At 58.6% G+C, this 14,068-nt stretch carries 13 protein-coding genes; 9 read left to right on the top strand and 4 right to left on the bottom strand.

From position 1 onward, the window contains the following. Window positions 1–10: 10 nt before the first annotated feature. Both K3169_RS01930 and K3169_RS01925 read right to left on the bottom strand, forming a co-directional pair. On the bottom strand, window positions 11–1,351 hold the full coding sequence (locus tag K3169_RS01930) for an ATP-binding protein (RefSeq protein WP_263269752.1): 1,341 nt from the start codon (window positions 1,349–1,351) through the stop codon (window positions 11–13). A gap of 29 nt (window positions 1,352–1,380) precedes the next feature. After that, on the bottom strand, window positions 1,381–2,127 hold the full coding sequence (locus tag K3169_RS01925) for a response regulator (RefSeq protein ID WP_263269750.1): 747 nt from the start codon (window positions 2,125–2,127) through the stop codon (window positions 1,381–1,383). Between the two features lie 367 nt (window positions 2,128–2,494). On the opposite strand from K3169_RS01925, the gene K3169_RS01920 reads away from it, so the two are divergent. Then, entirely contained in the window at window positions 2,495–3,763 is a 1,269-nt protein-coding gene (locus K3169_RS01920; protein WP_263269749.1) for a cation:proton antiporter, read from the top strand. A 61-nt stretch (window positions 3,764–3,824) separates the two neighbouring features. Here K3169_RS01920 and K3169_RS01915 read toward each other — a convergent pair whose 3' ends face one another. Both K3169_RS01915 and cynS read right to left on the bottom strand, forming a co-directional pair. Beyond that, window positions 3,825–4,637: a formate/nitrite transporter family protein gene (locus K3169_RS01915; protein ID WP_122705822.1), complete on the bottom strand. Its 813-nt coding sequence runs from the start codon at window positions 4,635–4,637 to the stop codon at window positions 3,825–3,827. A gap of 59 nt (window positions 4,638–4,696) precedes the next feature. Beyond that, window positions 4,697–5,137, bottom strand: a complete 441-nt coding sequence (gene cynS, locus K3169_RS01910; protein WP_027902566.1) for a cyanase — start codon at window positions 5,135–5,137, stop codon at window positions 4,697–4,699. Between the two features lie 297 nt (window positions 5,138–5,434). On the opposite strand from cynS, the gene K3169_RS01905 reads away from it, so the two are divergent. From K3169_RS01905 to otnI, 8 genes are all read left to right on the top strand, one after another. Further along, complete coding sequence (locus tag K3169_RS01905) at window positions 5,435–7,264, top strand: sigma 54-interacting transcriptional regulator (protein ID WP_411567039.1); 1,830 nt, start codon at window positions 5,435–5,437, stop codon at window positions 7,262–7,264. Window positions 7,265–7,436: 172 nt separating this feature from the next. Further along, a complete protein-coding gene (locus tag K3169_RS01900; RefSeq protein ID WP_027902564.1) occupies window positions 7,437–8,258 on the top strand; it encodes a DeoR/GlpR family DNA-binding transcription regulator in 822 nt (273 codons plus the stop codon). Between the two features lie 3 nt (window positions 8,259–8,261). Then, entirely contained in the window at window positions 8,262–8,552 is a 291-nt protein-coding gene (locus K3169_RS01895) for a DUF2845 domain-containing protein (protein ID WP_231676109.1), read from the top strand. Between the two features lie 248 nt (window positions 8,553–8,800). Next, the gene (ltnD, locus tag K3169_RS01890; RefSeq protein WP_255880163.1) at window positions 8,801–9,751 is read left to right on the top strand and encodes an L-threonate dehydrogenase; all 951 of its coding nucleotides are present in this window, start codon (window positions 8,801–8,803) and stop codon (window positions 9,749–9,751) included. A 10-nt stretch (window positions 9,752–9,761) separates the two neighbouring features. Then, window positions 9,762–11,054: a 3-oxo-tetronate kinase gene (gene otnK / locus K3169_RS01885; RefSeq protein WP_263269744.1), complete on the top strand. Its 1,293-nt coding sequence runs from the start codon at window positions 9,762–9,764 to the stop codon at window positions 11,052–11,054. Beyond that, window positions 11,051–11,704, top strand: coding sequence for an aldolase (locus K3169_RS01880; RefSeq protein ID WP_099267870.1), 654 nt, complete (start codon window positions 11,051–11,053; stop codon window positions 11,702–11,704). The genes otnK and K3169_RS01880 overlap by 4 nt, the downstream gene beginning before the upstream one ends. Before the next feature lie 85 nt (window positions 11,705–11,789). After that, complete coding sequence (locus tag K3169_RS01875) at window positions 11,790–13,250, top strand: SLC13 family permease (RefSeq protein WP_263269743.1); 1,461 nt, start codon at window positions 11,790–11,792, stop codon at window positions 13,248–13,250. A 21-nt stretch (window positions 13,251–13,271) separates the two neighbouring features. Continuing rightward, window positions 13,272–14,060 carry a 2-oxo-tetronate isomerase gene (gene otnI, locus K3169_RS01870; protein WP_027902558.1) on the top strand — a complete coding sequence of 263 codons (789 nt, stop codon included), beginning with the start codon at window positions 13,272–13,274 and terminating at the stop codon, window positions 14,058–14,060. Window positions 14,061–14,068: the final 8 nt, after the last annotated feature.

The raw sequence follows: 14,068 nt of genomic DNA, 5'->3' as shown, positions 1-14,068 counted from the left end.
GAACATTTCTCTAAACCGTCGCAGCAGGCAATCGCACTACCGCGCACAACCCGGCAGGTGGGCGGTTTTCCAATACCAGTTCCCCGCCATGTGCCTGAATACAGGCCCGAGCGATGGCCAACCCCAGGCCTAGCCCGCCGCCCTGACTGATACCCGCCCCGCCGCGGCCTAATTGCACGAACGGCTCGAACACCTGCGTCAGCCACCCCGGTTCAATCCCCGGTCCGTGATCGAGAATCTCCAGACGGATCATCCCAACTCCCTCACGACTCACGCTGATCTGCGCATCACCGGCATGGCACAACGCGTTATCAATAAGGTTGGTTAACGCCCGTTTCAGCGCCAGAGGTCGGCAGCGGCAACTGATCTGCTCGCTACCCTGCCACGTCACCGGCTGTTCCATCGTCCGATAACGTCGTGCCAGATCATCAAGCATCTCGTTCAGCGATACCGTCACCGTCGCTTCCTGAACCGCATCGCCACGCACGAAATCCAGCGTCTCGCGCACCATGGCCCGCAGTTCATCGAGGCTTTCCAGCATGTCATCGCGTAACGGACCGTCTTCGATCAATTCAACTTGCAAACGCAGTTCAGTGATCGGTGTGTTCAGGTCATGGCTCACGGCTGCCAACATTCGGGTTCGACCTTCCACATGACGGGCAATGCGCTCCTGCATCACGTTGAACGCAGTGGTCAGATCCCGAGCTTCCTGTGGGCCAGACAGCGGCAGCGGCGCAATCCATTCGCCTCGGCTGACTCGCTCGGTCGCCTCGGCCAGGGTCTTGACCGGCTGTACGATCCGGCGCATGAAGAAAATCACGATCAGCAGGACCGGGATGGTAGTCACCGGCAAGGTGTAGGCGAGCAACCGGCTCCACTCATAGGCCCCCGCCGGATGCTGCAAAGAATTGAGCGTCTGCCCATCGGGCAATACGATGCTGGTGCGTAAACGCAGCGGAGCCCAACCTGCCCGGAAAAACACCGCTCCCCGAGCCGGGCCACCGGTGACTCGTTCGAGCTGGATATTCACCGCCATGTCCGGCGTCAGTTCCAGACGTGAGCGCAGTTCCTGCGCCAGACGCCGCTCTTCCTTGTGCATATCAAAAGGACTGACGTCGGGCTCTCGAGCGATCCAGAAGCGAGCATCTTGCGTTTCCATAGTTGCCAACACCCGGGACGCATCAACCGCTGACAGCTCATGGGCGACATGGTACGCCGTGGTCAATCGCTCAAGAGTGAGGGTGCGTGACAGCGGGTGAATCAGCGCGCCGGTACGTTGTAAAAACAGCATGGCAATGCCATTGGATGCCAACAGCGCCAGCAACAGCAGCAGGCCTAATTGGTGGGTCATGCGTTTGGGCCAGCAACGGCTTGGCCACTTCACAGTTGTTGCACGCGGACATCCGCCACCAACACGTAACCGCCGCCCCAGACGGTACGCAGCAATTGCGGTTGCAATGGATCGTCCACCAGCTTGCGACGCAAGCGACTGATCTGGCGGTCGATGGCGCGATCATAAACATCACTGCCGGGGCGCGCCGTCATATCCAGCAGACGCTGGCGATCAAGCGTCTGATTGGGATGCTTCAGGAATACAGTCAACAGTCTGCTTTCGGCAGTGCTGAGCTGGACCTGGCTGCCGTCAGCGCGCAGCAGTTGTTCAGTGGACGTGGTGAAACTCAGACCGGCGAATTCATAACGCTGTGTGGATGAGGCACTCAATGCCTGATCAACGCTTACTGGCGTACCGCGCCGACGCAATACGCTGTTGATTCGGGCAACCAGCTCACGCGGTTCGAAGGGTTTGGTCACGTAATCGTCCGCGCCCAGGTCCAGCCCTTTCACCCGATCAGCCGAGGCGTCGCGAGCGGTCAGCAAAATCACCGGAATGTTGGCCCGCCGATGCAACATCCCGCACAGCTCAAAGCCGTCGCCATCCGGCAGCATCACGTCCAGCACCACCACATCAAAGGACTGCTGCTTGAGCAACTGCCACATCCCGGCCGCATCTTCAGCGGTGCGCACATCAAACGCATGGCGACGCAGATACACCGCCAGCGGATCGCGGATCTTGCGGTGGTCGTCGACCACGAGGATGCGTGGTGGGTTCAGGGCTGGATCTAGCATCAATGAAGCTCGGCTCTCGACAGACTGCGATGGTGACTTGTGGGAGCGAATTTATTCGCGAAGACGGCGTGACAGGCGATGAGATGTATCGAATGTACGGTCCATTTCGCGAATGAATTCGCTCCCACAGGAGAAACTCACCGCCTCATCACATTTGCGGATGATTCCCATTAACGAGCCGCGATCATAGCCGATGCGCCACTATCAGGCACTCATTTGCAACGCTGTCGGCCTGCTGTGGTCAATGCCACTCCCATGGATATGGAAAAATATGTGTCCGCACACGCCAGCGGCCCATCAAACCCTTGCCCGCTTCAAGTCCAAATCACCTCTGGGCACGCTTTGAATCGCAATAACAGGAAGACTGATGCTTGAACTCGTTGCTGCTTTTATCTGCCTCACCTCGCTGCTCACGTATGTGAACTTTCGTTTCATCGGCCTGCCGCCCACCATCGGCGTCATGGTCACTGCGCTGATGTTTTCACTGATCCTGCAAGGCCTGAGTTTCATCGGCTTTCCCGGTCTTGAGGAGCGCGTCCAACAGTTGATCGGCCAGATCGATTTCGGCGATCTGCTGATGAACTGGATGCTGTCGTTCCTGTTGTTTGCGGGCGCGTTGCACGTCAATCTCTCCGACCTGAAAAGTTACCGCTGGCCCATCGGCTTGCTGGCAACCTTCGGTGTGTTGATTGCCACCACCGTGATCGGCACCCTGGCCTACTGGATTTTTGGCTGGTTCGGCTGGCACGTCAGTTTCCTGTACTGCCTGCTGTTCGGCGCACTGATTTCCCCGACCGACCCCATTGCGGTGCTCGGGGTGTTGCGGACCGCCAATGCGTCCAAGCCGTTGAAAACCACGATTGTTGGCGAGTCGCTGTTCAATGACGGCACGGCGGTTGTGGTGTTCACCGTGTTGCTGGGTATTGCGCAACTGGGTGAAACCCCCAGCGTCGGCGAAACCGCCATGCTGTTCGTCCACGAGGCTATCGGTGGCGTGCTGTTCGGCGGGCTGATCGGCTACGCCGTGTACCTGATGATCAAGAGCATCGAGCAGTATCAGATTGAAGTGATGCTGACGTTGGCACTGGTGATTGGCGGTTCGGCCATGGCCTCCGAGCTGCACGTATCAGGCCCGATTGCGATGGTTGTCGCGGGTCTGATCATCGGCAACCTTGGCCGAAATCTGGCGATGAACGACATGACTCGTCGCTACATGGACGGTTTCTGGGAATTGCTCGATGACATGCTCAACGCCCTGCTCTTCGCCCTGATCGGCATGGAGCTGCTGCTGTTGCCATTCTCCTGGTCGCACATGCTGGCGGCAGGCTTGCTGGCGGTAGCAATCCTGCTGTCGCGCTTTGTGACCGTGGCACCGGCCATTCTGCTAATGCGCCACTGGCGCACCGTACCCAAAGGCACGATCCGCATCCTGACATGGGGTGGTTTGCGGGGTGGTGTTTCCGTGGCATTGGCGCTGGCCTTGCCACTGGGGCCGGAGCGCGACTTGCTGCTGAGCATCACTTACATCGTGGTGCTGTCGTCGATCCTGTTGCAGGGGTTGAGCATTGGCAAGCTGGTCAAAGCGGTTACTCGTGGTGAAACACAGCCGCCACAAGAGCAAAACGAAGGGCACTAAGCCGCCAGCGCATGACCATTCGGCTCCCGCTGAGTGGTCATGCAGCTTGAGAAACGCGACATCAGGAAAACGTGCGCTTGGGGGCGGTCCTGGCGTGAGTGCAGTAAAGCGTAAGCCCGGTAAACGCGAGGCCACCCGCCAGATTACCGAGCACCGTCGGGATTTCATTCCAGACCAGGTAGTCCATGACCGAGAATCCGCCGCCCATGATCATGGCCGATGGGAACAGAAACATGTTCACCACCGAATGCTCAAAGCCCATGAAAAAGAACAACATGATTGGCATCCACATAGCGATTACTTTGCCGCTCACTGACGTGGAAATCATGGCACCTACCACGCCCATCGAGACCATCCAGTTGCAAAGCACTCCACGCAGAAAGATCGTCACCCAGCCCGCTGTGCCGTACTCGGCATAACCGAGCGTGCGGGACTCGCCAATGCTGGCGATTTTGTGACCAACAGCGCCAGGATCTGCATTGAACCCGTAGGTAAAGACGAAAGCCATGATGAACGCAACGGTCAGCGCGCCTGCGAAGTTACCAGCAAACACCAGACCCCAGTTGCGCAAAATACCGTTGATGTTGACCCCCGGACGCTTGTCGAGCAGTGCCAGCGGCGTAAGCACGAACACACCGGTGAGCAAGTCGAAGCCCATCAGATAGAGCATCGAGAACCCGACGGGAAAGAGCACCGCGCCCAGCAATGGCGAGCCGGTCTGTACCGCGATCGTCACAGCGAATACGGCCGCCAATGCCAGTATTGCGCCCGCCATAAACGCGCGGATCAGCGTGTCACGCGTTGCCATGTGAACCTTGGATTCACCGGCATCAATCATCTTTGTGACGAATTCGGAGGGGAGCAAATAAGACATTGGCGCTTTCCTTTTTGCGTACTTCGCAGTCCGCGTGGGATCAGTGGAGGTTGTCGCCGTTACCAGGCGCGGTAAGGCAGGAATTTTCCGTTGAGGGTCACACGCACCCGATCGCCCTTGGGGTCTTCGACTTTGTCGACATGCATTGAAAAGTCGATGGCAGACATGATCCCGTCGCCGAACTTCTCTTGAATCACGTCCTTGAGGGTGTCGCCATAAACGCCGACGATTTCATAGAGTCGGTAGATCATTGGGTCTTGCGGGATAGTCTGATCCCAAGTCTTTTTAGGGAATACCGTCAGTGCGCTGGCCACTTCCTCATCTACTCCCAACACTTCGCAAATGCGTGCAGCGACTTCAGGTGTAGCGCTGTTCATGCCATAACAAGCAGACGCCACCCATACCGAACCTTTACCAACCGCCTCTCCCAGCTCATCCCAGCTCATGCCTTTGCGAGCTTTGGCAGCCATCAACAGGTGGTGCATCTCTGTTTTATTCATAGCTCTGCTTCCTCTGAAAATTTTGATCCAACGCGCCACTGCGCGTTGTGATTGAAGAGGTAAGAGCGAAATCCATGCCACCCGCAGATTGATCCCTATCCATATGAAAAATATAGAAATTTCAGAAATCAATCCTCAAACCGATTTTGCGAAATATCGTAAATCGCGATTTTTAGTGAAAATTTTTACGATATCTCGTACTTAGTAGCCACGCAGATCCGCTGATACGAGCTCGACGAGGGCAACGAAATGCCGCAGAACTTTGCAGACGAGGCGTTCGAACACGCACCTCACCCCATGCTGATCATTGATCCGCCAGCGGACCGGCTGATCCAGGCAAATCGAGCCGCGCTGACGTTGCTGGGATGCGCTGAAAGTGATCTTGGCGATATTCGCTTCAGTCACTTTCTGGGGGATGGATTACCGCAGTGGGTCACCTTTACCGACGAGACGCTGACCCAAGGCTCGGCATGGTCGGACGACCTCAGCCTGCTGGATATCTCGCGAAGTCAGCATGCAGTGGAGGTCAGCTCCAGCGTATTGCCCGATGGCAGGGGCATCCTGCTGTTGCTTCAGGCACGCGATATTCTGGAAAAGCGCCGCAATCGCTCTGAAGCCCGCCGCCAGCATCGACTTGGGCACGTTGGCTGGGAGCGGATTTCTCAGGTTTTCGAGCGCATTGAACGCCAGAACAGGTTGATTCTGGGCGCTGTCGGCGAGGGGATTTATGGCCTAGACACCAAAGGCGAGACAACCTTTATGAACCCGGCCGCCGAGCGCATTCTTGGCTGGAATTCCAGTGACATGATTGGTCGTGACGCGCATCAGCTGTTCCATCACACCCATGGCGACGGCAGCCGCTATCCCGTTCAGCAATGCCCTATTCATGCCTCGTTCAGTGACGGTCATGTCCATCACGTCGATAACGAAGTGTTCTGGCACAAGAACGGCGAAGCCATCGCCGTCGAATACACCAGCACGCCGATTTTCGAGATGGGAAGACTGGTGGGCGCTGTGGTCCTGTTTCGTGACATTCGAGAGCGTCAGCAGGCAGAGCGCAGATTGCTTGAGGCGCTCAACGAGGTGGAACAGCTCAAACAGCGTCTGGAGCTTGAAAACCAATACCTTCAGGAAGAGATAAAAGCGGAGCGCAATCATCACAATATCGTCGGCGAAAGCCCTGTCGTTTTGCACCTGATACGCCAGTTGGAGCTGGTCGCCCCTACTGACGCCAACGTGCTGATCAGCGGTGAATCAGGTACCGGTAAAGAGCTCATCGCACGCGCCATTCACGCCAGCAGCCTGCGCAGCGATCGCCCGTTGATCAGGGTGAACTGCGCGGCGATTCCACGTGACCTGTTTGAAAGCGAGTTTTTTGGACATGTAAAAGGGGCGTTCACTGGGGCGGTCAGTCATCGCATCGGACGCTTTGAACTCGCCGACGGCGGCACACTGTTTCTCGATGAAGTCGGGGAAATTCCGCTGGAGCTACAGAGCAAACTCTTGCGGGTTTTGCAGGAACAGCAATTCGAGCGCGTGGGCGACAACGTGACTCGCGTGGTGAACGTGCGGGTTATTGCAGCGACCAATCGTGATCTGCACGAAATGGTCAAAGTGGGCGCTTTCCGGGAAGACCTGTACTTTCGCTTGAACGTGTTTCCGATCAGGTCGGTGCCGCTGCGCGAGCGTGTGGCGGATATCCCTTTGCTCGCCAGCCACTTCCTGCACAGGGCACGCCAGTCGTTCAACAAGCCGGGGGTAAGACTGCCCATTGCACAGTTGCAGGTACTGAAGCGTTATTCGTGGCCCGGAAATATCAGGGAGCTGGAGAACGTCATTGAGCGCCAGATGATCATCAGCCAGGACGGCGTTTTACGCTTCGACGATTTGCTTCCCCAAACGCCCATGCCCGAGAACACCGATCCATCCGACGCGGTTGAACCACTGCGCGACGAGTACCTGCAACTGCAACTCAAAGCCAATGTCATCGCAATGCTCAAACGCACGGCGGGCAAGGTGTCGGGAGAAGGCGGCGCGGCGCAACTACTGGGACTTAAACCTTCCACCCTCGCCTCGCGTTTGCACAAGTGGGGTATCGACCCCAGGGTTTATAAAAAACGTCAATAAAAAACGCCTTTGAAAGAGCGCCAGCCCAAGGATTTCGCATCAACAGGCCACTGCCAGTCTCGAGCAAAAGTGCAGCCTGTAGCGCTTACCTGCTGTCATGCGTGACTCGATTGGCTAAGATGCCACGACCGCCAGCCCGTACTGGCGGTTATACCGAAGCTCAGGAGCACGCATGTCCAGCAAAGAGGAGATCGCCGTCGTTGGCGGCACACCGATGATTCCCGATCAGCGTCGGGAGTTGATGCTGCGTCAGTTGCGCAAACATCAGGTGCTCAGCGTGCACCAACTGGTGGAAATGTTCGATTGCTCGCACATGACCATCCGCCGCGATATCGCCCTTCTGGAACAGGAAGGCCGTGCCTATTCGGTCACCGGTGGCGTACGTATCGCCAGCCAGTTGCACAGCGAACCCAGCCATCAATCCAAAGCCGTGGTCGAACTGCCGCAGAAACAGGGCATGGCCCGACTGGCCGCCGGCTTGCTGCACGACGACATGACGATTTACCTGGATGCCGGCACCAGCACCCTGGAAATTGTCCCGCACATTGCGGCGCTATCAGGCATGACCGTGGTCACCAATGACTTCGGGATCGTCAACGCCCTGGCCGATGCCACGCATGTGGATGTGATCCACACGGGCGGTTTGCTTGATCATCCCAACCGTTCGTGTGTCGGCGGTCTCGCTGCCGCGACCTTGCGCCAGCTGGCGACTGACATCGCTTTCATGTCCACCAGTTCCTGGGATTTGCAGCGCGGCACGACAACGCCTTCGGCGCTGAAGGTCGAGGTCAAGCAAGCCGCCATGCAGTCGGCATCGCAAACCGTGCTGGTGGCGACCAGCTCGAAGTACGGCACTTTTGGCATGTACAAGATCGCAGCGCTGGAACAGTTCGACATCATCATCAGTGATGCAGCCTTGGCTGAAGCGGCGGCTGACGGCATTCGCAAGCATCGAGTCGAATTGCTCTTGGCGCCAGCGGCCGGACAGCGCTGAATCATGGGTATCCGCTCATTACTGGTCGCCCTGGCCTTGCTGAGTGGAAGCGCCCACGCATCGATGCGCTGCAACAGCGCCCTGATCGATGAAGGCGACCTGGCTGTGGAGGTGCTGCGCAAATGCGGCCCGCCTGCCGAGCGCCAGATCACCCCGCCTGCACTGGCCGCCAATGGCCAGCTGATACACGGCGCCGTCACAGTCGAAACCTGGGTCTACGGGCCAGAGAACGGCATGTACCGCAACCTGCGGTTCATTGATGGCCGACTCGTTCAGATCAAAAGCAGCAAGTAATTCCCCCATCCCCCTGATCTGCGGTGATTCACATTCCTGTGGGAGCGACCGGGGTGGCGCTACACCTTGCTCGCGATAAGGGCGATGCGATCTAAAGTGAACCGCGTCCAGCCTTATCGCGAGCAAGCTCGGCTCCCACAGGGATTCAACACAGACACCAATGTGAATCCATGTGAACAACAAATAATACTTCACATTATTTGCTCACTGATTCACTATCGGATTCACAGATCAGAACAATTCGACCGATTGCTGGCAGTGACGAGCATCGGCAACCATCCGAGGAAAACAGCATGACTAACAAGAACGTCGGCGTTATTGGCTTGGGTGCGATGGGCTTGGGCATTGCCCGCTCGTTGCTGCGCAGTGGTTTCAATGTGCATGCGTGTGATGTCCGCAGCGCAGTAACCGAGCAGTTCGCCACCGAAGGCGGCGTTGCCTGTGCATCCCCTGCTGCCATGGCAGCCGCGTGTGATGTGATCATCACCGTCGTTGTCAACGCTGAGCAGACCGAAACCGTATTGTTTGGTGAGAACGGCGCCATCGCAGCACTGCGCCCTGGCAGCCTGGTCATCGGTTGCGCCACCGTCGCGCCGACCTTCGCAGTCGAGCTCGGCCAACGTCTGGTCGACAAAGGCCTGCTGTACCTTGATGCGCCGATCTCTGGCGGCGCAGCTAAAGCAGCTGCCGGTCAGATGACCATGATGACCTCCGGCCCGGCTGAATCCTACGCCAAGGCCCAAGCGATTCTCGACGGCATGGCAGGCAAGGTTTATCGCCTTGGCGACGTTCACGGCCTTGGCTCGAAAGTCAAAATCATCAACCAGTTGCTGGCCGGTGTGCACATCGCCGCCAGTGCCGAAGCCATGGCGCTGGGTCTGCGTGAGGGCGTCGACGCCGACGCACTTTACGAAGTGATCACGAACAGTGCCGGTAACTCGTGGATGTTCGAGAACCGCGTGCCGCACATCCTCAAGGCGGATTACACGCCGTTGTCGGCTGTGGATATCTTCGTCAAGGATCTGGGCCTGGTACTGGATACCGCTCGCACCAGCAAATTCCCGCTGCCGCTGTCGGCCACTGCACACCAGATGTTCATGCAGGCTTCCAGCGCCGGTTACGGTCGTGAAGATGACTCCGCCGTGATCAAGATTTTCCCGGGCATCGAATTGCCGAAAGCCAAGCCAGAACAAGCTTAAGGGGCAACCGATGAGTAATTCTCCTGTGCGCCCGTTGCTGGGCTGCATCGCCGACGATTTCACCGGCGCCACTGACCTGGCCAACATGCTGGTGCGCGGCGGCATGCGTACCGTGCAAAGCATCGGCATTCCGACCGCTGAAATGGCGGCCGATCTGGACGCTGACGCCATCGTCATTGCTTTGAAATCCCGCACCACGCCTGCCGCCGAAGCGGTCGAGGAATCCCTCGCTGCGCTGGAATGGCTGCGCGAGCGTGGCTGCGAGCAGATCTTCTTCAAGTACTGCTCGACGTTCGACTCCACGGCTGCGGGCAACATCGGCCAGGTCAGCGAAGCGTTGCTGAAAAAGCTCGGCGGCGACTTCACCCTGGCGTGCCCGGCGTTCCCGGAAAACGGCCGCACGATCTTCCGTGGCCACTTGTTCGTTCAGGACCAACTGCTCAACGAATCCGGCATGCAGCATCACCCGCTGACGCCGATGACCGACGCCAATCTGGTACGTGTGCTGCAATCGCAAACCCAACAGAAAGTCGGCCTGCTGCGCTACGACAGCATCGCCAAAGGCGTTGAAGGCGTGCGCAGCAAGATTGCCGAGTTGCGCGCCGACGGTGTGAGCATGGCGATTGCCGATGCGCTGTCCGATGCCGATCTCTATACCTTGGGCGAAGCCTGCGCCGACCTGCTCTTGCTCACTGGCGGTTCAGGTCTGGCCCAGGGCTTGCCGGGCAACTTCCGCAAGGCTGGCAAATTGCGCGACATCGATGCCGCAAAACTGGAGCCGGTTGAGGGGGGTGAAGTGGTGCTGGCAGGTAGCGCGTCGGTCGCCACCAATGGTCAGGTCGCGGCCTGGCTTGAAGCCAATCGCCCTGCCCTGCGTATCAACCCATTGGAACTGGCCGCTGGCCGTCCGGTGGTTGAACAGGCGCTGGAGTTCGCTCGCAAAGCCGGTGAAACGGTATTGATCTACGCCACCAGTTCGCCAAACGAAGTCAAAGCCGTTCAGCAACAACTGGGCGTTGAACGTGCGGGTGCGCTGGTTGAGGACGCCCTGGGACAGATCGCCAAAGGCCTGCTGCATGCAGGCGTGCGCCGCTTCGTCGTAGCGGGCGGTGAAACTTCGGGCGCTGTAGTTCAGGCATTGGGTGTGCAACTGCTCAAAATCGGCGCGCAGATTGATCCGGGTGTTCCGGCAACTGTCAGCAGCGGCAACCAGCCGCTGGCCCTGGCGTTGAAATCCGGCAACTTCGGTGGCCGCGACTTCTTCAGCAAGGCCCTCAAGCAGTTGGCGGGGGAATCTGTATGAGTGCGGAAAACCAACGTACGGAGAACACGCTTCGCGAAGAGATCTGCGACATCGGCAGACTGTTGTATGGCCGTGGCTACACCGTCGGCAGCGCCGGAAACATCAGCGCGCGGCTCGATGACGGCTGGCTGATTACGCCAACTGACGCGTGCCTGGGTCGCCTTGATCCGACCGAAATCGCCAAGGTCAATCTGGCCGGTGAATGGGTGTCGGGCAGCAAACCTTCGAAGACCCTCGCGCTGCATCGCGAGGTCTACGACCGCAACCCGGGTGTGGGCGGCGTGGTGCATACCCACTCCACGCATCTGGTTGCGTTGACCCTGGCGGGCGTCTGGCAGGAGGACAACATCCTGCCGCCACTGACGCCTTATCAGGTGATGAAAGTCGGGCAGATTCCACTCATTGGTTATGAGCGTCCCGGCTCGCCGAAAGTCGCCCAGCGCGTCGCGCAACTGGCCAACAGTGTGCGCGGCGTGATGCTCGAACGGCTCGGACCGGTTATGTGGGAAAGCTCGGTTGCCAAGGCCGCCTACGCCCTCGAAGAACTGGAAGAGACCGCTCGACTCTGGTTGATGAGCAACCCGAAACCCGCGCCACTCGACCCGGCTGCTCTGGAAGAGTTGCGTGAGGTTTTTGGGGCCAAGTGGTAGTTCAAGGCATTTGATTGAGGGCCGTTCAGCGGCCCCCGACAAGACCCGGCCCAGCCGGAAAACAATAACAATGGGACTTTAAAGTATGACGCCACTAATGCTGATGTTGATCGCTGGCGCGGGCATCGCGCTGCTGCTGTTCCTGGTCCTCAAGTACAAATTCCAGCCGTTCGTGGCGTTGATGCTGGTGAGCATCATTGTTGCGCTGGTCGCAGGTGTGAAGCCGGCTGATCTGGTTGCCACCATTGAAGGCGGCATGGGCAAAACCCTCGGTCACATTGCGATCATCATTGCCTTGGGCGCGATGATCGGACGCATCATCGAGCTGTCCGGTGGTGCCGAGGCATTGGCAAAAACCCTGATCAAACGCTTCGGCAACCGGCGTACTCCGCTGGCGCTGACCGTTGCCGGTTTCATCGTCGGTATTCCGGTGTTCTTCGAAGTGGGCGTGATCATCCTCATGCCGCTGGCCTACGGCGTAGCCCGTGCAGCACGTAAACCACTGCTGCTGTTCGCGTTGCCGATGTGTGCGGCATTGCTGGCGGTGCATGCCTTCCTGCCGCCGCATCCGGGCGCTGTGGCCGCTGCCGGTCAGTTGGGTGCCGACCTGGGTCGCGTACTGATGTTTGGTATTCCGATGGTTGCGGTCCTGAGCCTGGTCGGTTACTTCATCGCGGGTCGCATGACACGCAAGTTCTACCCGATGACCGACGATATCCGTGCCGAAGTCTACGGCCCGCATATGACCAACACCGACCTGCAAGCCTGGCATAACGGCGACTACTCCAACACCAGCAGCGAAGCGGCGCACTCGAACAAGCCGGGTCTGGAAGAAAGCGCCAGCAGTCTTGCCGCATCACTGCCGCCTGCTCCGGCGCCTGGCTTCGGTTTGATCATCGGCCTGATCCTGCTGCCGATCGTACTGATTCTGCTGGGCACACTGGCTACCACCATGTTGCCTGTCGATTCGACGCTGCGCAGTGTTCTGACTGTGCTGGGCGCGCCTCTGGTTGCTTTGCTGATCGACACCCTGCTGTGTGCATGGTTGCTGGGTACTCGCCGTGGCTGGAGCCGCACCCAGGTGTCTGACGTGATCGGCTCGGCACTGCCGGGCGTGGCCATGGTTATCCTGATCGCCGGTGCAGGTGGCGTGTTTGGTAAAGTGCTGGTTGATACCGGTATCGGCGCTGTCGTCTCCGAAGCGCTGCGCACTACCGGCCTGCCGGTTCTGGCACTGGGCTTCCTGCTGACCCTGCTGCTGCGTGCCGTACAAGGTTCCACCACCGTTGCACTGGTGACCACTGCCGGTATTCTCAGCCCGCTGATCGCAACCCTGAACCTGACACCAAACCACCTGGCACTGCTGTGTCTGGCCATGGGCGGTGGCGGTCTGGCAATGTCGCACATCAACGATGCCGGTTACTGGATGTTCACCAAACTGGCTGGCCTTAATGTCGCCGACGGCCTGCGTACCTGGACCGTGCTGGTGACTATCCTCGGCACCCTGGGCTTCCTCGCGACCCTGGTGATCTGGCCATTCGTCTGATCCAACAAGACTGGAGTTAACATGCCTCGTTTCGCTGCCAACCTCAGCATGCTCTACCCGCAACATGATTTTCTCGAGCGCTTCAGCGCAGCGGCCGCCGATGGTTTCGGCGCCGTCGAGTATCTGTTTCCGTATGACTACAGCACTCAGGAGCTCAAGCAGCGCCTGAGTGACAACGGACTGGTGCAAGCGCTGTTCAATGCACCGCCGGGTGACTGGGCAGCAGGCGAACGAGGCATTGCTTCGTTGCCAGGTCGTGAAGAAGAGTTTCGTACCGGCATCGCCCGCGCGCTGGAATACGCAAACGTGCTGGGCAACGACCGGATTCACGTGATGGCGGGTTTGCTCCCCAGTGAAGAGCTTCGTGCACGCCATCAGGCGGTATACCTGGAAAACCTCGCCTACGCCGCTGAACAAGCTGCCAAGGCAGGCATCACGGTGCTGATCGAGCCGATCAATACCCGTGACATGCCGGGGTTCTTCCTGAATCGTCAGGATCAGGCGCAAGCCATCTGTAAAGAAGTGGGCGCTGCCAACCTCAAGGTGCAGTTCGACTTCTATCATTGCCAGATCGTCGAAGGCGATGTGATCTCAAAACTGCGTCGCGATTTCGCTGGCGTTGGCCATATCCAGATCGCCGGTGTGCCGGATCGACACGAGCCGAATCTGGGCGAGTTGAACTACAACTGGCTGTTCGAAGAAATCGATCGCCTGGGTTACACCGGCTGGATTGGCTGCGAATATCGCCCCAAAGGCGACACCAGCACCGGTCTGCAATGGTTGCGCGATTGGCAGAGCCTCAAGCGCTGAGTACAGTC

Origin of the sequence: Pseudomonas phytophila (assembly GCF_025643095.1) — a bacterium.
Lineage (GTDB): Bacteria > Pseudomonadota > Gammaproteobacteria > Pseudomonadales > Pseudomonadaceae > Aquipseudomonas > Aquipseudomonas quasicaspiana.
The sequence above is the reverse complement of the archived record's forward strand: the minus strand, read 5'-3'. Positions and strand labels throughout refer to the sequence as shown.